The organism is Fischerella thermalis PCC 7521 (genome assembly GCF_000317225.1).
GTDB classification, from domain to species: Bacteria; Cyanobacteriota; Cyanobacteriia; order Cyanobacteriales; family Nostocaceae; genus Fischerella; species Fischerella thermalis.
Map to the genome: position 1 here is coordinate 38,183 of NZ_AJLL01000057.1, position 21,641 is coordinate 59,823.

General features: G+C 39.9%; 17 protein-coding genes. 10 read left to right on the top strand and 7 right to left on the bottom strand.

Going from position 1 to position 21,641, the window contains the following annotated elements:
- Window positions 1-483: 483 nt before the first annotated feature.
- Complete coding sequence (locus tag UYK_RS0112065; protein ID WP_009459042.1) at window positions 484-969, top strand: RNA recognition motif domain-containing protein; 486 nt, start codon at window positions 484-486, stop codon at window positions 967-969.
- Window positions 970-1,129: 160 nt separating this feature from the next.
- Here UYK_RS0112065 and UYK_RS0112070 read toward each other — a convergent pair whose 3' ends face one another.
- Window positions 1,130-1,519, bottom strand: coding sequence for a hypothetical protein (locus UYK_RS0112070; RefSeq protein ID WP_009459035.1), 390 nt, complete (start codon window positions 1,517-1,519; stop codon window positions 1,130-1,132).
- Between the two features lie 901 nt (window positions 1,520-2,420).
- Between UYK_RS0112070 and UYK_RS0112075 the strand changes: the two genes are divergently transcribed.
- The 5 genes from UYK_RS0112075 to UYK_RS0112100 all read left to right on the top strand — a co-directional run bounded on the left by UYK_RS0112075 (window position 2,421) and on the right by UYK_RS0112100 (window position 9,369).
- Window positions 2,421-3,695 (top strand): glycosyltransferase family 4 protein, encoded by a 1,275-nt coding sequence (locus tag UYK_RS0112075; protein ID WP_009459034.1) that lies wholly within the window; start codon window positions 2,421-2,423, stop codon window positions 3,693-3,695.
- Window positions 3,696-4,389: 694 nt separating this feature from the next.
- Window positions 4,390-5,199 carry a choice-of-anchor W domain-containing protein gene (locus tag UYK_RS0112080; RefSeq protein ID WP_009459033.1) on the top strand — a complete coding sequence of 270 codons (810 nt, stop codon included), beginning with the start codon at window positions 4,390-4,392 and terminating at the stop codon, window positions 5,197-5,199.
- 246 nt (window positions 5,200-5,445) lie between these two features.
- On the top strand, window positions 5,446-7,167 hold the full coding sequence (locus tag UYK_RS0112085) for an Rqc2 family fibronectin-binding protein (RefSeq protein WP_009459032.1): 1,722 nt from the start codon (window positions 5,446-5,448) through the stop codon (window positions 7,165-7,167).
- A gap of 216 nt (window positions 7,168-7,383) precedes the next feature.
- The gene (locus UYK_RS0112095) at window positions 7,384-7,821 is read left to right on the top strand and encodes a QcrA and Rieske domain-containing protein (protein WP_009459031.1); all 438 of its coding nucleotides are present in this window, start codon (window positions 7,384-7,386) and stop codon (window positions 7,819-7,821) included.
- Window positions 7,822-8,058: 237 nt separating this feature from the next.
- Window positions 8,059-9,369 (top strand): glutamate-5-semialdehyde dehydrogenase, encoded by a 1,311-nt coding sequence (locus tag UYK_RS0112100; protein WP_009459030.1) that lies wholly within the window; start codon window positions 8,059-8,061, stop codon window positions 9,367-9,369.
- Between the two features lie 616 nt (window positions 9,370-9,985).
- Here UYK_RS0112100 and UYK_RS0112105 read toward each other — a convergent pair.
- Complete coding sequence (locus UYK_RS0112105) at window positions 9,986-11,401, bottom strand: isochorismate synthase (protein WP_009459025.1); 1,416 nt, start codon at window positions 11,399-11,401, stop codon at window positions 9,986-9,988.
- Between the two features lie 299 nt (window positions 11,402-11,700).
- Between UYK_RS0112105 and menA the strand changes: the two genes are divergently transcribed.
- From menA to UYK_RS0112120, 3 genes are all read left to right on the top strand, one after another.
- Window positions 11,701-12,609, top strand: coding sequence for a 2-carboxy-1,4-naphthoquinone phytyltransferase (gene menA / locus UYK_RS0112110; RefSeq protein ID WP_016871474.1), 909 nt, complete (start codon window positions 11,701-11,703; stop codon window positions 12,607-12,609).
- A gap of 103 nt (window positions 12,610-12,712) precedes the next feature.
- Complete coding sequence (locus UYK_RS0112115) at window positions 12,713-13,774, top strand: o-succinylbenzoate synthase (protein WP_009459021.1); 1,062 nt, start codon at window positions 12,713-12,715, stop codon at window positions 13,772-13,774.
- Between the two features lie 124 nt (window positions 13,775-13,898).
- Entirely contained in the window at window positions 13,899-15,263 is a 1,365-nt protein-coding gene (locus UYK_RS0112120) for a 2-succinylbenzoate--CoA ligase (protein ID WP_009459018.1), read from the top strand.
- A 405-nt stretch (window positions 15,264-15,668) separates the two neighbouring features.
- Here the strand turns inward: UYK_RS0112120 and UYK_RS0112125 are convergent, their stop codons facing one another.
- From UYK_RS0112125 to UYK_RS0112135, 3 genes are all read right to left on the bottom strand, one after another.
- Window positions 15,669-16,115, bottom strand: coding sequence for an acyl-CoA thioesterase (locus UYK_RS0112125; RefSeq protein WP_009459014.1), 447 nt, complete (start codon window positions 16,113-16,115; stop codon window positions 15,669-15,671).
- 208 nt (window positions 16,116-16,323) lie between these two features.
- A complete protein-coding gene (locus UYK_RS0112130; RefSeq protein ID WP_009459012.1) occupies window positions 16,324-16,785 on the bottom strand; it encodes a PPC domain-containing protein in 462 nt (153 codons plus the stop codon).
- A gap of 91 nt (window positions 16,786-16,876) precedes the next feature.
- Window positions 16,877-17,548 (bottom strand): ComF family protein, encoded by a 672-nt coding sequence (locus UYK_RS0112135; RefSeq protein WP_009459010.1) that lies wholly within the window; start codon window positions 17,546-17,548, stop codon window positions 16,877-16,879.
- Window positions 17,549-18,203: 655 nt separating this feature from the next.
- Between UYK_RS0112135 and UYK_RS0112140 the strand changes: the two genes are divergently transcribed.
- On the top strand, window positions 18,204-18,428 hold the full coding sequence (locus UYK_RS0112140; RefSeq protein WP_009459008.1) for a helix-turn-helix domain-containing protein: 225 nt from the start codon (window positions 18,204-18,206) through the stop codon (window positions 18,426-18,428).
- Between the two features lie 40 nt (window positions 18,429-18,468).
- Here the strand turns inward: UYK_RS0112140 and UYK_RS0112145 are convergent, their stop codons facing one another.
- A complete protein-coding gene (locus tag UYK_RS0112145) occupies window positions 18,469-20,328 on the bottom strand; it encodes a bifunctional serine/threonine-protein kinase/formylglycine-generating enzyme family protein (RefSeq protein WP_009459006.1) in 1,860 nt (619 codons plus the stop codon).
- 390 nt (window positions 20,329-20,718) lie between these two features.
- Window positions 20,719-21,600, bottom strand: coding sequence for an ABC transporter permease (locus tag UYK_RS0112150; RefSeq protein WP_009459004.1), 882 nt, complete (start codon window positions 21,598-21,600; stop codon window positions 20,719-20,721).
- Between the last annotated feature and the right edge of the window lie 41 nt (window positions 21,601-21,641).

Here is a 21,641-nt window from a genome sequence, read left to right on the forward strand (position 1 = left end):
ATGAAACTCGCCTGCAAACCCCGATCCATCCCTTTTTCTCCTTCCAACACAGCAGCAAATTAACCAGCCTATGGCTGGTTTTTGTTTCCAAAAAGTCAAACTTCAAAAAAATATGTATTTTATGCTACGATGCTCTCATGCAATAGTCGGAAATGTCCGTCCTAAGCTAGCTACGTAGAAAATACCGTGATAATGTAAGAAATGGTGTTTAATTCTTTGGAACAAGGGCGTTGAAGTCATTTCCTGTCGTAAGCAGTAAGTTGTAAGATTCATAAATTCTTAGAATAAAGGTATTGTTAGCGCAGTGTACGCTTTTGTATTCAACAGGCTTAATCTTGGGAAAAAACAGTATTGTAATAGGTTAATAGTTTGGAGTAAGAAAGTAGGTTTGTGGCATTGTTATTCAATAGCATCTATCAAAAGCCGAAACCAAATTACTGTTTTTTGCCTAGTAGTTTTTCAATTAACTCTGGAGGTTAGTTCATGTCTGTTCGCCTATATATAGGCAATTTGCCTAAAGAAGAAATAGATCGTCAAGAACTGCAAGCAGTTTTTGCAGAAGAGGGTGATGCTGTCACCACTAAACTGATTAAAGACCGCAAAACCGGCAAATGTCGTGGCTTTGGTTTTCTCACGGTAAATAATGACGAACAAGCAGACCAAATTATTGAAAAATACAATGGTCAATTGTTCAAAGACTCTCCCATTAAATTAGAAAAGGCCTTACCTCGTACTAAGGGAGAGGATAATGAAGAACAATCAGCTCCCAAAGCTGCTAATCAAGCTGGTGGTAACGCTAGTGCTAGCACACCTAGAGAAAACAAAAAATCTAAGAAGCCTCGCCGTGGTGGTAGTCCCAAAGAAAGTGTCCCAGCAGGTGGCGATACAGAAGCTATTCGTCCAGATCCACGCTGGGCTTCTGAGTTGGAAAAACTTAAACAAATGCTGGCTGCACAAACTACAACTTAATCCACCAGTAGAAGTCATTAAAAATTAAAAATTCAAAATTGCTTTGAATTAATTTTTAATCATCTACCCCTAGGCTATCTGAAAAATAGGGGCTAGGGGCTGGAAAAAGCTAAAAAAATGATTTTCATGCCTCTGATAGGTTGCAGTTTGAGACATCTACTTATTCAAGAGGAATATGCAGCCATGTTTGTAAGTGCGATCGCAAATTTTGGCTGAATTGTGAACGTTGTTCGTGTTTTTCTGTACGAATTGGCTTACGTTGTTGATTTAACATCCAGCCATAATCGCTACTCAAGCGTAGTTTATCCTGCCAATCTGAAATAGAGACTATCAGACTAGGTGCAGGAGTGTTATCTGCGCCTTTGACTCTGAACACGTAATTAAATGTGTTTTGTTTGCCAGGAGCAACAGTTGAGGGTTGTCCACATTCTGCCAAAAGTCGCGATCGCACTTGTTCTACCAAACCGGGTTTATCTATGTCTTCCAGTGTGCGAACTGCTAGAGTAAGAGCAAAGTAAAACTCTTCAACGGGAATGAATTCTAATTGCATAAGGTTATTTTACTAGACGGAAAGTCTGTATCACTTACGATTGCTTTTTAATTTTGCTACAGCAACTACTCATTAGTACTGACTAGGGCAATAGGCAATAGAAAAATAATATGTGGAATTAATTCTGTCTAAATACTTATTTCTATGATTGAGCATAGGAAGAATCTATGCCTCTAGGTAGATATATTAGGTATATTAATATCTGCATAATCTATAATTTATTCTTATCATTTATTCAAGTTTCATAATTCAAGCTCTTGTATCTAGTCCTAGCGATTAGAAATCGCGGCTATATACACCAAGTCTGCCGACGCGTACTAAGGCAAAGTCAAGAGTTTTAGCCTACAAAGGTGGAGAAAAGTCTATAGGCGCAAAGCGACTTCCCGTATGGGTGCAGAGCTTTCCGTTGGCGTCAGTTCCGAAAGTGATAGTGAGACTCGGAGCTTCAGAGATTTGTATGTGTAGCTGCAACTTTTAGTGTAAGAGTGCAAGACTGATCCAGGAAGTACTGCGGTGTTCATGTGCCAGTCTACAACCTATACAAAATTCATGCTGTCATATAAACACTAAGTAAAAATACTGATATTATTAATATTTCAAATAACTATTATTCTAATTTCTCATAAACAAGACTATAAATCACCTTAATCATCTTCATAGATGCAACGCAATCTTAGTAATTTTCGGTAAAAAACCTAACCTTGCTTATAGATACCATATATAAACAAAACGAATAGAAATATGTAATTTAGCAGATTACTTTTGGCAGAAGATGTATAAAAATCTTAGACATATTAAATTAAAATAAAGATTACTTAAACTTTCCACATGATTGAGGTACAAAGGCAGGCGAAATCTCAAACTTGCCTGATACCTCGTTCAATTCAAAAACCAACAGACTATGAACTCTAGAACTGAACAACGCATTGCCTTGATTTCAGTACATGGCGACCCCGCAATTGAAATAGGCAAAGAAGAAGCTGGAGGGCAAAACGTTTATGTGCGCCAGGTGGGTGAAGCACTAGCCCAGCTGGGGTGGCAAGTTGATATGTTTACTCGCAAAGTAAGCACAGAGCAAGACACCATTGTTCAACATCGTCCTAATTGTCGAACAATACGATTAGAAGCGGGTGCTGTGGAATTTGTGCCTAGAGACAATTTATTTGGAAATTTGCCAGAATTCGTGGGTAATTTTCTCAAATTCCAAAGAGAGAATGGGATTACTTACCCATTAATTCACACAAACTACTGGCTTTCTAGCTGGGTAGGAATGCAGTTAAAGAAAATTCAAGGCAGCAAGCAGGTTCATACATACCACTCATTAGGAGCAGTCAAATATAACACTATCAAGACTATTCCTCTAATTGCCAGTACACGGTTAGCAGTGGAAAAAGAGGTATTGGAAACAGCAGAACGGATTGTGGCAACAAGTCCACAGGAGAAAGAACATATGCGATCGCTTGTTTCCACAAAAGGTAACATTGATATCATTCCCTGCGGTACTGATATTGAGCAGTTTGGTTGTATTAGTCAGCAAGCAGCAAGAGTTAAGTTAGGGCTTAACCCCGAAGACAAAGTAGTTATGTATGTGGGGCGTTTTGACCCCCGTAAAGGTATAGAAACCTTAGTGCGTGCTGTTGGAAAATCTCAATTCCGTGGTGATAAACATCTCAAGCTGATCATTGGTGGTGGAAGTCGTCCTGGTCAAAGCGATGGAATGGAACGTGAACGAATTGAAGGTATTGTTCACGAATTGGGAATGAGCGACTTCACCATCTTTACCGGACGTCTGAGTCAGGAAATTCTACCTTCTTACTATGCTGCTGCTGATGTTTGCGTTGTTCCCAGTCACTATGAACCATTTGGACTAGTAGCAATAGAAGCAATGGCTAGCAATACACCAGTAGTAGCCAGTGATGTTGGTGGACTTCAGTTTACAGTCGTACCTGAAGAAACCGGTTTGCTAGCGCCACCACAAGATGAAGATGCTTTTGCTGTAGCAATTGACCGAATTCTGGCCAATCCCCAATGGCGAGATCAGTTAGGTAAAGCTGGTAGAAAGAGAGTTGAAAGCAAATTTAGTTGGAATGGTGTGGCGACTCAACTCAGTGAACTATACACTCAATTATTGCAACTAAAAGTTCAAGATCAAGAACCAGTATTACTGAGTTCATAGAATTTTTATTCATTAACAATGGGTAATTGGCAATGGCTCAGAAGTAATTTTTTGCCATTGCCATTTACTCATTAGTATAATCTCATCTTGTCTTTCATTCCGATGTTTTTGATCGCGATGGGAGATTTTTTTGTTCAATAATTCAAGTGGATTTTTGCTGTTAGCCCCTTTTTTCTTGGGCTATGCGTCTGGCAAAAAATCTTTTTTCCTTTTCCATAAATCAATTTAGGGACTTATATCCTACTATTGCTCGAAAGGCTGTCATGTTGACCAAAAAACTTTATAAAACCTTATGAACTCTGCCTCTTAAATTCTGCCTTCTGACCAAGTCGGTCAAGTATTTTTACAGAGAAGCTATAAAAATAATTGCAAGATAAGATATCTAAAGTTCTGGAAATTTTCAGTATTCTCACCACTTACTGAAAAGATTTTATTAATTTCCAAAATTTCTGTAAACTGAAATACTTTTATTAGACATTTTATAAGACTTGATTGTAAGTTGTAATAACTGCAAAAAATATTTTGCACAAAGTATAAAGATGGAGAAATATACGGAAACTTGTGCTGCTTGTTTTTATGTGTGTTGAGGCAAAAAATTTTTGCTTATTTGCTTAGGCATAAATCTCAATCAATGATTTCAGGGTGTAAATCTTCCTATATACAGCTACAGAAAAATCGCAAGTTAGGAGATAATATGCGCTATTTGAATAAATCTGTAAACCACAGCAAATCTATTTTCATTTTGGGAATAGCAACGCTTAGCTTACTGATGGCAGCTAACCCAGCAAAGGCTTTTACACTTACCCCTTTAGTATCTCAAGATACGGATACAGATTTTGATGATTACGATTTTAATGCCATGCTTGACAGCAACCAGTTTAAAGAACTTTTTGTTGCTGAAGGACGAATTGGTAATAACAGTACAAATACTGCTGAGCGTGAATTAGGTATTAATAGAGATGTGAGAGATCCTGATCCGAATTTAGCTGGTAAACCTGTTGCTCAAGATCAGTTTGTCTGGGGAAATGGTACGTTGTACGATTTAGTTCTAGAGTATACAGGTACTCATGTTGATTACATTGTTGGAGGTAAGACCCTCACTAGCACAGCTTTTAGTGGTTCTGTAACAGATATTTTCTTCCGTACTCGTGCTGCTAACAACAGCACTATGATGCTCAGCAACTTCGTCATCCAAAGCCTAGATCAAAATGGAAATTTACTAGGGAACATATTTAATATTGGAGGTCTATCTTCTACTGGTCAAGGTAGTAGTGATATAGACTATCTCCGACTCAGCAATATATCTACTCCTTTCCGACTTACTGGCAAAGTTTCCATGAGTTGGACTGGTGCAGCACCTAGCCGTTCTAATTTGGCATATCAAATCAAAGTTGGCACTTCTCCCCAGAGCGTACCAGAACCTGCTACAGTCGGTGCTATTTTCTTAGCTGGGATTGCAGGTGTGGGGTGCAGTAAAAGAAACAAACAAACTCAACAAGTCTAATATCGTTTCACTTTAAGTCTGATAAATTCGGCAACTAGTGGGACAAGGAAGACAAGGGGGAGGATTTGTATCCAGCATTTTTTGAAACAGTATTAAGAGGATTGTGATGTTGAATTGACGTTTTCCTAAAACTCAATTGCCGTTAACATAAAAGATGCATACCGATAGAGATATCTTTATTCGGTGTGCATCTCTTGTTTTCAAGAGCTGTGTAAACCATCGAAGTTACTTGAGCGAAAAATTGTTGTGCAAACATTCGACTTTACCACTCTTACTGCTGTTTGTAGCGACATCCGCGCTCAGTGGTTGCCATCGCGCTTGGAACAAGTTTATCAGCGCGATCGCTATACTATTTGTATAGCGCTACGTACCCTCAAACAGCGCGGTTGGCTAGAGATTTCTTGGCATCCCCAAGCAGCGCGTCTGCACATCGGCGATCCACCACCGCGATTACCAGATACATTTACCTTTAGTCAGCAACTAGTTCATCAGTTGGGTAATTTGGCGTTAGTAGCAATTGAGGCGATCGCACCTTGGGAACGCGTTGTTGATTTGCAATTTGCTCGTCGTCCGGGAGAAGAACCTCTGTATCACCTGTATGTAGAAATTATGGGTAAATACAGTAACGTTATTCTCACGGATGCGAATAACATGATCATTACTGCTGCTCACCAAGTTAACCAACAAAAATCGAGCGTCCGTCCGATCCTGACTGGACAGCTTTATGAAACACCACCCAGTCTAACTAACGCTATACCTAGTTTGAGCGAATCTCAACAACGCTGGCAAGAACGAATCAGTTTAATACCAACAGCAATTAAGCGACAGTTGTTAAAAAACTATCGTGGTGTTTCTCCAGCATTGGTACAGTCAATGCTTTTGGCAGCAAATATAGATCCAGAAACAAACACTGATAACCTGACACCCCAAGATTGGCAGAGACTTTTTGCACGTTGGCAAGAATGGTTGCAAGCTTTAGCAGAGGAAAAATTTCAACCAGCTTGGACAACAGAAGGATACACAGTACTCGGCTGGGGTGGAATTGAACCAGCAGAGGATATTCAAGAATTACTGAACCGCTACTACACAGATCAACTCAATCAACTAACTTTCTCTCAACTACGGCATCAACTGACTCAGAAAGTCAGTAATTTTTTAGAAAAATTGCGGTTGAAGGCACAAACTTTTGAGCAACGCTTGCACCAATCTGATCAAGCCGATGAATATCGCACTCAGGCTGATTTGTTGATGACATACCTGCAAAAGTGGAAACCAGGGATGAAGGAAATTAGCCTTCCTGACTTTGACACTGGGAAACCAGTAAAAATTGCCCTGGAACCAGATAGAACTGCTGTACAAAACGCCCAATATCTCTATAAACAGCACCAAAAACTCAAACGCGCTCGTGCTGCTGTTGAACCACTCTTAGCAGAAGTGAATGCCGAAATCGAATATTTAGAACAAGTCGAAGCAGCGATCGCTCAAATCGAGAATTACACAACAGCAACAGATTTGCAAGCCTTAGAAGAAATTCGTGAAGAGTTAATTCAACAACAGTATTTAGAAGATCAAGAATATCGCAGTCGTAGTACAAACGAAACCACTGATAATTTTCATCATTACCGCACCCCAAGCGGTTTTGAAGTCTTGATTGGCCGTAATAATCGGCAGAATGATCAATTAACGTTCCGTATCGCTAATGATTATGACCTATGGTTTCACACTCAAGAAATTCCAGGCAGCCATGTACTACTAAGACTAGAACCCGGTGCTGTTCCAGACGAAACAGATTTACAATTTACTGCTAATCTGAGTGCTTATTACAGTCGCGCTCGTCAAAGCGACCAAGTGCCAGTAGTTTACACTCAACCAAAGTATGTCTATAAACCCAAAGGAGCGAAACCGGGAATTGCTATTTACAAGCAAGAACGGATTATTTGGGGACAACCACAGTTAGTTAGTGGTTAGTGGTTGATTGTTGGTTGTTGGTGGTTAGTGGTAGCCCCGATGGGTAGCATACTCTTTAAAGCCGCTCTACTAGCTGCTTCCATTGCTCCGAACTTGTAGTTTTTGCTGAGGGAGGAAAGTTACCAGAATAATCATGGTACAGTAATACGGATAATGGGGGCTACTCGCGAAAGCAACGTGACTGCGCCAGAGTTAAAAACCACTGAAAAATAGCTTATGAATCGTCGTGAATTTATCGGTTGGGTGGGTGTGGGGAGTTTAGCTAGTTCTCTACCTGTAGTCATTGCGGCTTGTTCTTCGGAAACCAAATCCCAAGTGACTACTACTCCTCCTCGTGCTGATGGTTTTCAAGTAGTTGGCACGGTCGCAGATTTAGAGAAAAACGGTCAACTCTTAAACGGGGAAACTGCTGCTGGTAAGGTGTTAATCGTTAAATATCCTAATAATACTAGCCAGATAATAGCCGTCAACCCCACTTGTACTCATAAAGGTTGTGTTGTGGGATGGAATCAAGACCAAAGTTCTTTTGTATGTCCCTGTCATGGTTCTAAGTTTGCCAGTGATGGCAAAGTGACAAATGGACCAGCAGAAAAACCTCTTTCTACCTACACAGCCAAGGTGGAAGATAAGGAAGTTTTGGTGAAAATAAAATAAGTTAATAATGCGACATCCGGTCTGAGATAAAAAGTAAATTTAATTATCAAGCAAGTAACCAATTAATACTAATACAAAAACTCACAGAATATTAGTGATCTAACTCACTGATTTTGACTCAGTAGATGGTGTTTCAATTTTTATAAATTTGATATTTGGCAGATCTAAATTTGTCCCTTCTCCTTGCCCTGAGTTGATACGATTGGAAAACGGTATATATTTAGGTTGTTGTGTGGCATGAATATTTCTGGTGATAACTCATCAAACCTAGTTGCAATAGCTAAAAAAACCCGTTTGGCAGCACTTAAGCTTTCAGTTTCATCAACGGAGGCAAAAAATCAAGCGCTCGAAGCGATCGCTCAAGCTTTAGAATCAGCAAAAGATCAAATCCTACAAGCGAATGTTGCTGATTGTCAAACTGCTGCTGCTGAAGGTATTGCCAAACCACTTTATAAACGCTTGCAGTTAGATGAGTATAAGTTAAAAGATGCGATCGCAGGAGTCAGAGATGTTGGCAAACTTGCCGACCCTGTGGGTGCAGTACAAATTAACCGCGAACTAGATACAGGTTTAATTCTCAAGCGCATCACTTGTCCATTGGGAGTTTTAGGCGTAATTTTTGAAGCGCGTCCAGAAGCAGCAATTCAAATTGCAGCTTTGGCAATTAAGTCGGGTAACGGCGTGATTCTCAAAGGTGGTAAAGAAGCGATTCGTTCTTGTGAAGCCATAGTCAAAGCAATTAAACAGGGATTATCAGCAACTGCTGTTAACCCAGATGTAGTGCAGTTATTAACAACCAGAGAAGAAACTTTAGAACTTTTAAAACTAGATAAATATGTAGATTTAATTATTCCTCGAGGTTCTAACTCTTTTGTACGGTTTGTGCAGGAAAATACCCGCATACCTGTACTAGGACATGCGGATGGCATTTGTCATCTTTATATAGATAAAGCTGCTGATTTCAAGAAAGCAATTACTATAACTGTTGATGCCAAAACTCACTATCCGGCTGCATGTAATGCCATCGAAACTTTGCTAATTCATGCTGAAATTGCCCAGGATTTTCTACCAAAAATTGCTGAGGCTTTGCAAACCCAAAATGTTGAACTAAGAGGCGATGAACGCAGCCGCAAAATTATACCAAGTCTCCCATTAGCCACAGAAACAGACTGGGAAACTGAATACAGCGATTTGATTTTGGCAATTAAAATTGTAGATTCTTTAGAAGAAGCGATTGCTCACATTAATGATTACGGTTCTAAACATACCGATGCGATCATCACTGAAAATGCAAAGGCGGCTGAAACTTTCCTAGCATTAGTAAATTCTGCTGGAGTCTACCACAACTGTTCTACTCGCTTCGCAGATGGCTTCCGTTATGGTTTTGGTGCGGAGGTTGGAATTAGTACTCAACAAGTGCCACCTCGTGGTCCTGTTGGTTTAGAAGGATTAGTTACATACAAGTACCAGTTAACAGGTGATGGTCATATTGCTGCTAATTATACTGGTGCTAATGCCAAATCTTTTACTCACAAGGATTTGGCATAAGATCATGTTCGCTTGAATGTTTATACTGTCGCGTGGGCTGGTAATAGGTAATTGGTAATGGGTAATTGGTAATTAAAATACTGATGATTTTACCATGGCCAATGCCCATACCAAAGACACAAAGAAAATGTGTTGTTCAAATATATGTGAGTTACATGAGTAAATGAGGAAAGCACAATCAATTCTGAAACAGCATAGATTGGTTATTTGATGTTATTGTGCTTTCTACGTTGTTACGTAATTTAAAATGTAAAACGGTAAATGGTAGGTAATGGTTTTAGCACCGCTGGTTAAGCTTATTCAATATATTACCTGAGATAATAAATAAAAAAAAGTAGGCTTAGTTGCCAGTTTGGCACTTTTGGCTGTGGAGAAGGCGATAAATACTTATGATAGATTTTACTAATACTTTGATATGTTCGATTTTAAAATTGTGTTGTATGTTCGCAGTTCAAAAAAACACAGGATAAAAAATAAGTACGATGTGATCGCCTGGAATTTTCAAAGTAGGGGTATGAAAGTTTAGGTGTGTCAGGGTGTAGGGAAAAAGTAAATACCTACTGATTTACTTATATTTTGATTTCTAATTATGTTCTTTCCCTTAAACCCAGTCCTATTAAACTAATGCTTTGAGTAACGCTTGCAGCTTGAGTTGAATTTCTGCAAGTTCTTTTTCAGGATCGGAACCTGCTACGATACCAGCACCTGCGTAAAGTCTCGCGCGATCGCCATCTATAAGTGCGGAACGAATACCAACAATAAACTCACAGTTACCATCTGCGTCTACCCATCCCAAGGGTGCGGCGTATAAACCCCTCTCAAAGCTTTCGTAACGCCGAATTTCCACACAGGCTGCATCTGGTGCAGTACCTGCAACTGCTGGTGTGGGATGCAGTTGGGAAACTATCTTTAAGGGATGCACTTCATCGGGAACGATGGCGCTAATAGGTGTCCATAGATGCTGAATATTAGATAATTGTCGTAAGCGGGGCGGTAATATTTGCGGTAATAAACCTAGTTGTGAGAGGCGTTGAGTAATAAAGTCAATTACTAGGGAATGTTCGTGTCTTTCTTTTTCACTGTTGAGTAAACGATCGGCGTTAGTAGCATCTTCCGCAGGTGTTTTACCCCGTGCTGCGCTACCTGCTAAAGCATCGGTGATCAGTTGTTGGTTGTGAATACAGATTAAACGTTCTGGACTCGCACCAATAAAGTTTTGTCCTTTGCCGTTACTTGTAGAGAAAATATAACAATTTGGATGTAGCTGTCGCAAGTTATGCAAGGAATTAAATAAATCAAATGGGGTGTTGGATCTAACGTCTAGTGCATCTGCTAGCACAATTTTACTCACATGGGTAGAGCGAATCGTTTCTAATGCTGACAATACCGAACTTTTAAACTTTTCTGGATTAGCAACGGATTTTTTACTAAACTTTGGCTCTTGAAAATTTTGGTGAGGGGAATAAAATTCCCAAGAGTGAATAATTTCAATTTTTCTCCAGAGAATCTGCAATATTTTTTCAATATTGACGTCTGCATGGATGCTAAAATTAGCAACTAAGATACAGCATTCTTCTTTTACGGCTATTTGCCAACGAGGAAGAAAAACCGTAGCTGCTGGAAATGGATAATTTTCTTGTTTATTGATATCAAAAAAACTAAAACCACAAAAAAACAGAGGTTTGGAAAAAGTTCTTTCTGTGGTGGCAAAATTAATTATGTTTTTTAAACAATACTTGATAAATCCTTCAGATTTGCTAAACCGTTCCTTTCCCTGTAGTTGTAATTTTGCTACAGCACCAATTGCAGCGATCGCTTCTTTTTTGCTCTGGTTTTCCCAATAAAAATTTAGTTGATGTGGTTGTGCCAGTTTATTCAGTACTACTAAGGGGTCAACCAAGTTAATTTCCAGCGAAATACTGGCAATTTGAGTGGAATTATTTTTGATACTCTTCCGCTGAGCAGCAACAAGAAATTGGTATAGTTCCCTATTATATACACAAAAGTCAGCGGCACATGGTGAAACTGTCATGGATCTAAAAATAGTAAATTTTTTTGAAGTAATCTTCCTAAACAGTGATAAATCATGGTCGTATTTCTACAGGTAACACAAACAGTCGCTGTTTCACCAGCGTGTTGGCTCTGCCAAATTATGGTTTTGCAATACCATGTGTGGTAAGACCTAGCTTTGTGGTGCAGATTGTGGCCATTAATAAGAAATTAATCGCAGACGTAGAAAAATCTTTCTTGAGGTGTTACCTGTAGATAGCTTGGATAAGACCAGAAATTTTGGACAGAAGAAAGTGCTGATAATACAATTAAGTGCGAATGATGACTACAAATCTGATTTCATATCCCAAAAAGAATGCCAAAAATAAATTATGGATGGCGGCAATAAAACCGCCGATGTACAGTGTTGCAATTATGCCCATCTGGGTAGGAACGGCTGTTGCATATGCAGAAAGGAAAATTTGGAATTGGACTGTTTTTTCTGTTTTTTTAGCTGCGGCAATTTTGATTTTGGCATGGGAAAACCTCAGCAATGATGTCTTTGATTCTGAAACAGGAATTGATCAAAATAAACATCATTCTTTGGTGAACTTAACAGGTAACAAACTATTAATATTTTGGTTAGGAAATATATTTTTATGTTTAGGCTTGCTGGGAATACTAGCGATCGCTTGGTGGCAGCATGACTGGACTGTAATTGGGTTAATTCTAGTCTGTTGTGCTTTGGGCTACTTTTACCAAGGGCCTCCCTTTCGTTTAGGATACCAGGGTTTGGGTGAAATCTTGTGCTTTTTTGCCTTTGGGCCAATTGGCATGGCGGCTGTATACTACAGCCAAACTCAAAGTTGGTCAATACAGAATTTAGCAGCTTCAGCGATTGTTGGTATCGCCACAACTCTGATTTTGTACTGTTCGCACTTTCACCAGGTTAAAGACGATTTAGCCGCAGGGAAGCGATCGCCCATCGTCCGTTTGGGAACTCAAAGAGGCGCACAACTCCTTAGTTGGTTTACTGCTAGCATTTACGCCCTCACCTTGGTATTTGTACTTGCAGCTGTTTTCCCCCCATGGACATTACTGAGTTGGGTGAGTTTACCCTTCGCGATCAAGTTATGTCGCCACGTCCAGCAAAATCATCACAACCCAGAACAAGTTAGTAACTGTAAATTCATCGCCGTCGCCGTCCATTTTTGGTGTTGCTTGCTGTTTGGTGTGGGATTTCTGCTTTGACAACGCGATTTGATTTTGAAACTGACTCGTGGTGATTGTCCTTAGTCCTTAGTCATTGGTCATTTGTTATTACAAATGACGAAATTTATTTGATCTAGAGGTAGTGAATTATCAATTTGACTTTCGTCCTTACCGAAGAAAATTTGTGCGCGGGGTTGCTACTAGTCACGGTGTCTGGGAGATCCGTGAAGGTATAATTCTTCGCCTCACAGACGAAACTAACAAAGTAGGTTGGGGAGAAATAGCGCCGATTAGCTGGTTTGGTTCCGAAACCCTAGCACAGGCTTGGGATTTTTGTTGTCACCTACCACAAGAAATTACAGAAGAAACAATTTTTTCTATCCCCGATCAATTACCAGCTTGTCAATTTGGATTTGAATCAGCACTATGGGAAATGAAAGAGTGGAATAGTTGGAGAATGGGAGACAAAAGAATTCTTCTTTCTCCCCATCACCCCACTGCCCCTAATCCCCACTCCCTGTCGGTCGTGGGGCCCCCGAGTTCCCCATCACCCCACCTCCCCATGACTCACAGCGCTTTACTACCCGCAGGAGAAGCAGCACTACAAGCGTGGGAAAATTTGTGGCAGCAGGGGTATTCTACTTTTAAGTGGAAAATCGGGGTTTATCCTACGCCTGTTGAACTCAAAATTTTAGATTTACTCACGCAAAGCTTACCAGCCTCTGCAAAACTGCGATTAGATGCTAATGGTGGATTGAACCAAGAACAAGCAAAGTTGTGGTTGGAGAGTTGCGATCGCTGCAAAGCCAATATTGAATTTCTCGAACAGCCCCTATCTGTAGATGAATTTCCGGTAATGCTGGAGTTGAGTCAACGCTATCAAACAGCGATCGCTTTAGACGAGTCTGTTGCTACACTCCCACAGCTAAAGTACTGCTTTCAACAAGGTTGGCGAGGAATTTTCGTCATTAAACCAGGAATCGTCGGTTCCCCGTCTCGCCTACGTCAATTTTGCCAGCAGCATGAAATTGATGCGGTGTTTTCTTCTGTATTTGAAACCGCTATTGGTAGAAAAGCTGCCCTGCAAATAGCAGTAGAATTATCCAGATACAACCGGGCGATGGGTTTTGGTGTTGATCATTATTTTGTTGAGGAAGAGGGGGTGGGGAGGTGGGGGAGTGTAGACGCACCTTCTTCGGCTTAAGGTAAGGGTGGAGTATGAGGAGTATGAGAGGTGGAGGAATTACCACTAACCACTAACTACTAACCACTAACCAATGTACAGACGTCCCATGGCACGTCTCTACAATAACTAACAACCAACCAAAATGGAGTTTTTAGGGAATTTTACTTTGGTGTGCGATCGCAGTGATCAACTGGCACAGTTAACTGAACAATTTTATCTAGAGTTAACACAATTTTCCGACTGGCAAACACCACCAAAAATCATTTTAGCCGAACGCGAACCCGTACGATTTTTAGCAGGTTTTCTCGCTGCTGTTAGTGCAAAATGTCCTATTTTTCTTTGTAATCCTAATTGGGCAAAACAGGAATGGGAACAAGTATTTGATTTAGTCCAGCCAGATATTATTTGGGGAACTAGTTATAAGGAATTGGTCATCGATAATAACAAAACCAATTACCAATTACCAATTACCAATTACCCACCTATCATGGTTCCTACTGGAGGTTCATCAGGTAAGATTAAATTTGCTGTTCATACCTGGGAAACTCTCACAGCTTCAGTACGCGGTTTTACAGAATATTTTCAACTAGAAAAAGTCAATTCTTTTTGTGTATTACCTTTATATCATGTCAGTGGTTTGATGCAATTTCTGCGTTGTTTTACTACTGGTGGTAAATTGGTAATTTCAGCTTTTAAAAAATTAGCAGATTATCAATTAAATCAATTGGAAGCAGGAGAATTTTTCATCTCTTTAGTACCAACTCAGCTACAAAGCTTGCTGCAAAACTCAGATTTAACAACATGGCTGTCCCAATTTCAAACAGTCCTTTTAGGAGGTGCACCAGCTTGGGATGAAATTTTAGAAAAAGCGAGATATTACCAAATCCGCCTGGCTCTCACCTATGGTATGACAGAAACTGCTTCTCAAATTGCCGCACTCAAACCAGACGATTTTATCAATGGTAAAGTTAATAGTGGTCAAATTCTTCCTCATGCCAAAGTTTTAATTTGCAATGACAAAGGCGATATTTTAAATACTAACCAAACAGGAAATATCACCATTCAAGCAGAATCTTTAGCACTTGGTTATTATCCCCTAGCTGCTAACCACCAGCCCCCAGTCCCTACTTTTTCTACAGATGATATCGGCTTCATAGACAACAAAGGTTATTTAAATATCGTAGGACGTAACAGCGACAAAATCATCACAGGCGGAGAAAATGTCTACCCTCCAGAAATAGAATCGGCAATTAAAGCAACTGCAATGGTAAGTGATGTTTGTGTTGTGGGTATTCCAGATCAATATTGGGGACAAGCTGTAACAGCTATTTATGTTCCTAAAAACTTAGATTATTCTATAGCAGAAATTCAAAATTTACTCAAAGATAAACTCAGTAAATTTAAGCTTCCTAAACACTGGATTCCTGTTGAAAAGTTACCCCGCAACTCTCAAGGTAAAATTAACCGACAGCAGTTACAGGAAATTGCTTTATATCATATTCGCTGAAATACTTATACTGTCGCGTGGGCTGGTAATAGGTAATAGGTAATTGGTAATGGAAAAAACCAATGACCAACACCAAAGCATAATATTGTGAGCAATTAGCCGAACTTGGTATTATACCAATTTGAAAAAAGAATACAACACATGGATTACATAAGACCCCACCCGAACCCTCCCCTGAGTGCCTTAGGCGGGTGGGGTTATCTGTCGCAAACATTATTTGAATTGGTATTAGATAGCATTTTGAAACGCACAAAGATGTGTGAGGTAGGGCTTAGGTCTACTCTACGAGAAGCCGCCCTACGGGCGTCTACGCGCAGTGTCCCGGAGGGAACTTCAAAGCTTTAGTGGGGACGCAGAAATAGGGTAGAGGAAAGCGGAGTTTTTATACATGAGAATTTTAAGTTTTCAAATCGCTTCTCTCGATTTTCTTCTCTCTGCTTTCTCTGCATCTGGTGCGTTTACTTCTAACCATTCAATCATCTGCTGAGGTAATTCTGTTTTTTGTCTGCTAGTGACATCAATGCAAACATGCCTAGTAAATGCTTTAGCTACCATTACATCTGCTAGTACAATTTCGTAATTGATTTCAAACTTTTCAATACTCAGTTTTTGTGGCATTAAACTAACGATTAATTTATCACCACAAAACATTGGACGAAAAAAGTCAACATTAGCATGAACAATCGGAAAAGCTACTGTTGGGTTACTAAAAAACTCCTTAAGATTAATACCAGATGCTTCTAAAGATTCTTCGTAAGCTTCATGACAAATAGTTAAAACATTGGCAAAATAAACTACACCAGCAGCATCAGTATCTTGAAAGCGAACAGTGCGATGATAAGTAAAAGTCATTTATAGCAACCAAATATAGTGATAGAAACAAATCAAGTAGGTGTTTGTTATATATTACGCTGGCGCGAATGAGTGTTATTTATAATCATTAGTTCTCAGGGATTGCGAGGGGCCAGATCCCCGACTTTTTTAAAAAGTCGGGGATCTCACAGCCAATTAAAGTTAATGGGATAGATTACTACTTAGAGGCTCAAATCTAAATCCTAAATTATTTGACTGGTTGCAAGCGCGTTACTTTAAGTTTAAAAGCCCCTACTCCAGTTTCGCCAAAAGATCGGACGCGAACAATGTACGTTCCAGGTTCGGTAATGCGAGTAAATAACAAGGAATTACTGGTACCATCAGGGCCATCATCATTTTCTGCTACTGTCGTGCCGTCTGGAGCCAGTAAAGTAACAATACTGTCAAAGCTTTCAGAACTGAGATCAACTGCTAGATTATCGCCCTTTTTCAGAGTCACCATATAATCACGGGCAAATCCACCCTGACCTGTGGGAATATCTTTTTCTGACAGCGTATCGGAAACTTCATAACTGCCAGGTAGAGGAATTGGGTTATACAACTTATTAAGTTGAGCAAAAGCTGCTGTTGAACTTACACCAATTACCAGCATAGAGGCAGGAATGAAAGCGATCTGTTTTAAACTTACTACAAAAGCCTGACTTCTCATCCCTAAAAGTTTTCCCACAAACTAAGCGTGATTGGCTCAATTATAGTTGTCTCTGGCACAGCTTGCCCATGCATAATTCAGTTATCAGTTATCAGGGTGATAAATGTTCGCTGTTGGCTGATTTCACAGTGATTGCAACTGCTACTAAACCATAAACACTTATCCCACTTTCACGAAGTGTCTGTATAGCAGACCTGGCAGTTGCTCCTGTAGTGTAAATATCATCTAATAATAACACTGGGGTTTTTGGACGCAGACAAAAGTCTTTCCCTAATCCAAAGGCTTCATTTAAATTTTTTTCTCGCTCTGATGCAGATAAGTCAAACTGTGCCTGAGTTACTTTAATTCTTTCTAAGCCATGTTTTTTTAATTGTAATCCAGTTACTTCGCAAAAGCTTTGAGCGATGAGTGCAGCTTGATTATAGCCGCGTTGCTTGAGCTTGTGGGCGTGAAGTGGGATCGGAACAACTACTAAGGTACGATCGCACCTGCACCCGTGATGTGATAGCCATGCTTGTGCTAATAATTCACCCAACAGACGAGCTATTTCCGGGTGATTTTCGTATTTCATTGTAGCGATCGCTCGTTTGAGGATACCGCCATATGTACCCCAAGCAAATATTGGCAGAGACTGTGTTTTAAGATTATGACATTTTTGCAGTTGACGGATACAGTTTGGACATAGTTCTTGGGAGGTGAAACGCTGGCACAAAGGACAATTAGATTGGAGAAAGAGGTCGAGTAGGTTTTTCCAATTGCTCATTTGTCATTGGTCATTAGTAAAAAAACATTGGATTAGGCTATGTAAATGCGATCACTTATATCTTCACGCCCTAAACTAAAGTTTTGGATTAAAACTGGTCATAACCTTTTTCAGAGTAAGCTGAAGCTTACTTCAGCTATTAGCCCGGAATTTTAATTCCGGGCGGAATATTGGGCAGGTGAGGTGCAAGATATGCGATCACAACTTCTAGTTGTTGTAACAAATATTTCCCTAATTATGTAGGGTGAGGAATGCTCATCCTAGATGAATACTTAAATTCGTTTTGTGACTTTTTTCAGTGTTTGGGCAATAGCTTGAGCATCTTTGCCAACAAAAAGCTCTTTTTCACCGTTACTCCAAGTGATAAAGCAGGTATACTGTACTCGATTTTGACTAAAATTCCGAAAATCAACTTGACGAATGTAAGCTAAATTTATTAATCCTTTTGTAAATGTTTGACAGAGAAATAAGTTGTGGCATTATGAAAATGTCTAAATGTATGTTGATGGAAGTGTCCTGAATGTATGTTTAGGAACAGACGGGGCGAGGGTACTTGGTCGTGCGATCGCCCTTCTCTACTACAACTTAATCTCATTAAATAAGACGTATCAATAGATTATATTAAAAAATATTATACTTGGAGTAGTCTTAATCAATGGGACTAATCAACAGAATTCAAGAATTTGGCAAAGAAAAAGGTATCCCCAGCGCCAACAAATTTTGGCAAATCACTGGACTGCCAAGAGCAACTGCATTTAGGCTTTGGAGGGATAGAAATATTTATCCAGATAGAGGAAGCGTTGAAGTTATTTGTAAAAAATTAAACGCCCAACCAGGTGATTTTTTGAATTACGTAGAGGAGGCTGATGAAATCAGTTAACAGTTATTAGTTCGTAACGGGTGGTGCGCTTTCGAGGAATCTATCCAAAAGAAGTCGCCACAACCCGAAAACCACATATCCGTAATCCCCCATCCGCTTCGTTCCAGCTGCGACTGGCGCTACGGCAAAGTTCTGGACTAAAACTCCAAGAACCACCCCGCAATACCCGACGGTGCATATCTCCACCTACTTCCCATACTGTTCCATCTGTAGGAGCGCCATCATAATTCTTATGCCAAGGATCAGCACACCATTCCCAAACTAGCCCATGCATATCGTATAAGCCAAAGGCATTTGCCACACCAAAACTACCTACAGGTGTTGTTTCTTTGCGATATTTACTTTTGATTTCTGAAGATTCGCCGCTACTACAATTAGCTAACTCAGAGGTAATTGTTTCACCAAAATGGAAAGGTGTTGTTGTACCTGCACGAGCTGCATATTCCCATTCGGCTTCGCTGGGTAAGCGATAATGTCGCCCGGTTTTTTTCCACAAACGCGCACAAAATTCCACTGCTTCATGCCAAGATACATTTTCTACTGGTCGATTAGCACCTTTGAATTTAGAGGGGTAAGGATTTAAAGACAGTTTAACTTTAGGTAAAGCTGCAACTGCTTTCCATTGGGCTTGTGTGACAGGATATTTTCCTATAAAAAAGGGTTCGACGGTGACTCGATGTTGCGGACGTTCATCAGCATCTCCTTCTTCTTCACTTGCACCCATCAAGAAGCTACCACCAGGAATGGCTACCATTTCCATAGTTACACCATGCCCTAAATCTTCTGTATAGTAATTGGCAGTGCGATAATCACGCTTAATTTCCCTACCTGTAGAGTCTACCGTTACTGTGTCAAATTCAAAAATTTCTAGAGCAGGAAATCCTGGTGTGACTGATTGTGGTATTGTTGTCGATAATTGGGTTTGGTGTGGCGTGAATGTTGGCGATGTTGTAGATACAACAGGTAATGAAAAAAATGATTTTTGGGGATTTAAATCTTTGAGAACTTCTGCTGCTGATTGATACCTTTCTGAGGCTAAATGTTTCAGCAATTTATCTAAAATATTTCCTAAATCTTCACTGACACTAATCCCTTTTTCTGCAAGAATTTCCCGCCATAACCATTTACAAGTCATAGGGTCAAAAAGGCGGTCATGAATTTGACCATAAGCATCTCGTACAGGTAAACAGCCAGTTAAGAGCCGCGCACAAGTCACTCCTAAAGCATACAAATCACTGGCATGACAAGCAAAGCCTGCCATTTGTTCACTGGGTGCATAACCAAGTGTATAAAGCACTGTAGCTTGTCTAGCTAAACTTGTTTGCGTAACTTGTTTAGCGCCACCAAAATCAATCAATACTAGTTTGCCATCGCTTTGACGACGAATAATATTTTCTGGCTTAATATCACGATGAATGACATTGCGCGCATGGATAAATTCTAAAACAGGTAATAAGTCAGTTAAAAGTTCTCGGATTTTTTCTTCAGTAAAAGCTTGTTGACTTACTTCTGCAAAAAGGGTATTTCCTTGAATAAATTCTTGTACTAAATACAAGCTTGTACCTTGTTCAAAGTAAGCTAATAATCTCGGAATTTGTAGATGATTTTCTCCGAGTTCATACAGTCGAAAAGCCTCTTCTTTGAATAATTCTGCTGCTTTAGTGCGTTCAGATGTGCCATGAACTTGTGGAAAAAATTGTTTGATGACGCAGGGAGCATTAAGTCTATCAATGTCTTCTGCTGCATAAGTTCTGCTAAACCCGCCTTCGCCTAACAATCTTGATACGTGGTAGCGGTTGCGTAACAATTCACCAAAGTTGCTTTGTCCGCAACTAATGCAAAACCTATTGTCATCAGCATTGAAGGGATTTGAGCAATTGGGATTTTGGCAGATTTGCATAGCCGAGCCAGGGATTACATCTTTTCGAGAGCAGGCCCAATACTATCTATATCGAAAACAGATATGTGGACAAATAAGCATGAGTATTAGTTCATCTGTTATGTTGCTCGTACAGAAGGTGATACAGATGAAGAAACCCTTTATTTATTTGTTTATCTGTACCTTAGAACTTTTTAAATATAAATAAATATGAGCGTACGGTTTTCCGTTCTGAAGAGGATAATAGCTGAAGCGATCACTCTTGTCAAGCGCTAGTGTTGGGGAGGTGGGGGGGATGGGGAACTCGGGACCCCCACGACCGATAGGGAGTGGGGATTAGGGGCAATGGGGAGATGGGGAGGTGAGGAGTGTGAGGAGAATAAATAGTGACTAATGACAATTAACCATTGACTATTGACTCTTTCTTTCTGAAGAAGCACGGATTAATTCAGCGATCAAAGCAACTGTTGCAGAGATTACAATTAAGATGACGCTCAAAGCATTAACATCGGGTTTTACTCCTGTTCTAATGCGACTAAAAATTTCCATTGGTAGAGTATTAGAACCACTACCAGCAGTAAAAGTAGCGATAAGAAAGTCATCCAAACTCAAGACAAATGCCAACAGACAACCGGCGATAATCCCAGGCATTAATTGAGGTAATAAAACTTTGATAAAAGCCTGCATCGGTGTAGCTCCTAAATCTAACGCAGCTTCTTCTAAATAGGGATCTAAATTAGTCAATCTCGCTGAAACAACTAAACCAATGTAAGCCAAACAAAATACAACATGAGCCGCCACAATAGTCCATACACTCAAAGAAATGCCAAGCAGAGGAATAGCGACCGCCGCGAGAAACACCAAAGTAGCAACAGCGATCGCAATATCGGGAATAATCAACGGTAGGTAAGAAATACCGCGATACAAAGCTTTACCAGGAAAATGATAGCGCCCCAACCCCACCGCCATTAAAGTTCCCAACACCGCCGATATACCCACAGCACAAAAGGCAACTATTAAACTATTTTTTAAAGCCAATAAAATTCGCTCATCACCAAACAGTTGACGATACCAATCTAGGGTGAACCCTTGCCAGGTAGCACCGTAAGGTGATTTATTGAAACTGTAAAAGCCAAGTACCAAAATTGGCAAATACATGAACACAAACATTAATAGCGAGAAAACCGCTTGCCAATATAAGACACGCGGTTTTTTTCGTAAATGAAATACGTCCACACCCGTAATTTTAATATTTATCCACCTTACCCATATCACAATAGCACAATTAAGCATAAAAATCAAAAAATTCCTCACCCAAAAAACTTAGTGCCTTC

What these genes read in the sequence shown, in the direction of transcription:
- UYK_RS0112125 (WP_009459014.1), bottom strand. Translation starts at nt 16,115, where the DNA reads ATGACTTTTACTTATCATCGCACTGTTCGCTTTCAAGATACTGATGCT.
- UYK_RS0112130 (WP_009459012.1), bottom strand. Translation starts at nt 16,785, where the DNA reads ATGAGAAGTCAGGCTTTTGTAGTAAGTTTAAAACAGATCGCTTTCATT.
- UYK_RS0112080 (WP_009459033.1), top strand. Translation starts at nt 4,390, where the DNA reads ATGCGCTATTTGAATAAATCTGTAAACCACAGCAAATCTATTTTCATT.
- UYK_RS0112075 (WP_009459034.1), top strand. Translation starts at nt 2,421, where the DNA reads ATGAACTCTAGAACTGAACAACGCATTGCCTTGATTTCAGTACATGGC.
- UYK_RS0112135 (WP_009459010.1), bottom strand. Translation starts at nt 17,548, where the DNA reads ATGAGCAATTGGAAAAACCTACTCGACCTCTTTCTCCAATCTAATTGT.
- menA (WP_016871474.1), top strand. Translation starts at nt 11,701, where the DNA reads ATGACTACAAATCTGATTTCATATCCCAAAAAGAATGCCAAAAATAAA.
- UYK_RS0112145 (WP_009459006.1), bottom strand. Translation starts at nt 20,328, where the DNA reads ATGCAAATCTGCCAAAATCCCAATTGCTCAAATCCCTTCAATGCTGAT.
- UYK_RS0112120 (WP_009459018.1), top strand. Translation starts at nt 13,899, where the DNA reads ATGGAGTTTTTAGGGAATTTTACTTTGGTGTGCGATCGCAGTGATCAA.
- UYK_RS0112095 (WP_009459031.1), top strand. Translation starts at nt 7,384, where the DNA reads ATGAATCGTCGTGAATTTATCGGTTGGGTGGGTGTGGGGAGTTTAGCT.
- UYK_RS0112070 (WP_009459035.1), bottom strand. Translation starts at nt 1,519, where the DNA reads ATGCAATTAGAATTCATTCCCGTTGAAGAGTTTTACTTTGCTCTTACT.
- UYK_RS0112140 (WP_009459008.1), top strand. Translation starts at nt 18,204, where the DNA reads ATGGGACTAATCAACAGAATTCAAGAATTTGGCAAAGAAAAAGGTATC.
- UYK_RS0112100 (WP_009459030.1), top strand. Translation starts at nt 8,059, where the DNA reads ATGAATATTTCTGGTGATAACTCATCAAACCTAGTTGCAATAGCTAAA.
- UYK_RS0112065 (WP_009459042.1), top strand. Translation starts at nt 484, where the DNA reads ATGTCTGTTCGCCTATATATAGGCAATTTGCCTAAAGAAGAAATAGAT.
- UYK_RS0112105 (WP_009459025.1), bottom strand. Translation starts at nt 11,401, where the DNA reads ATGACAGTTTCACCATGTGCCGCTGACTTTTGTGTATATAATAGGGAA.
- UYK_RS0112150 (WP_009459004.1), bottom strand. Translation starts at nt 21,600, where the DNA reads ATGCTTAATTGTGCTATTGTGATATGGGTAAGGTGGATAAATATTAAA.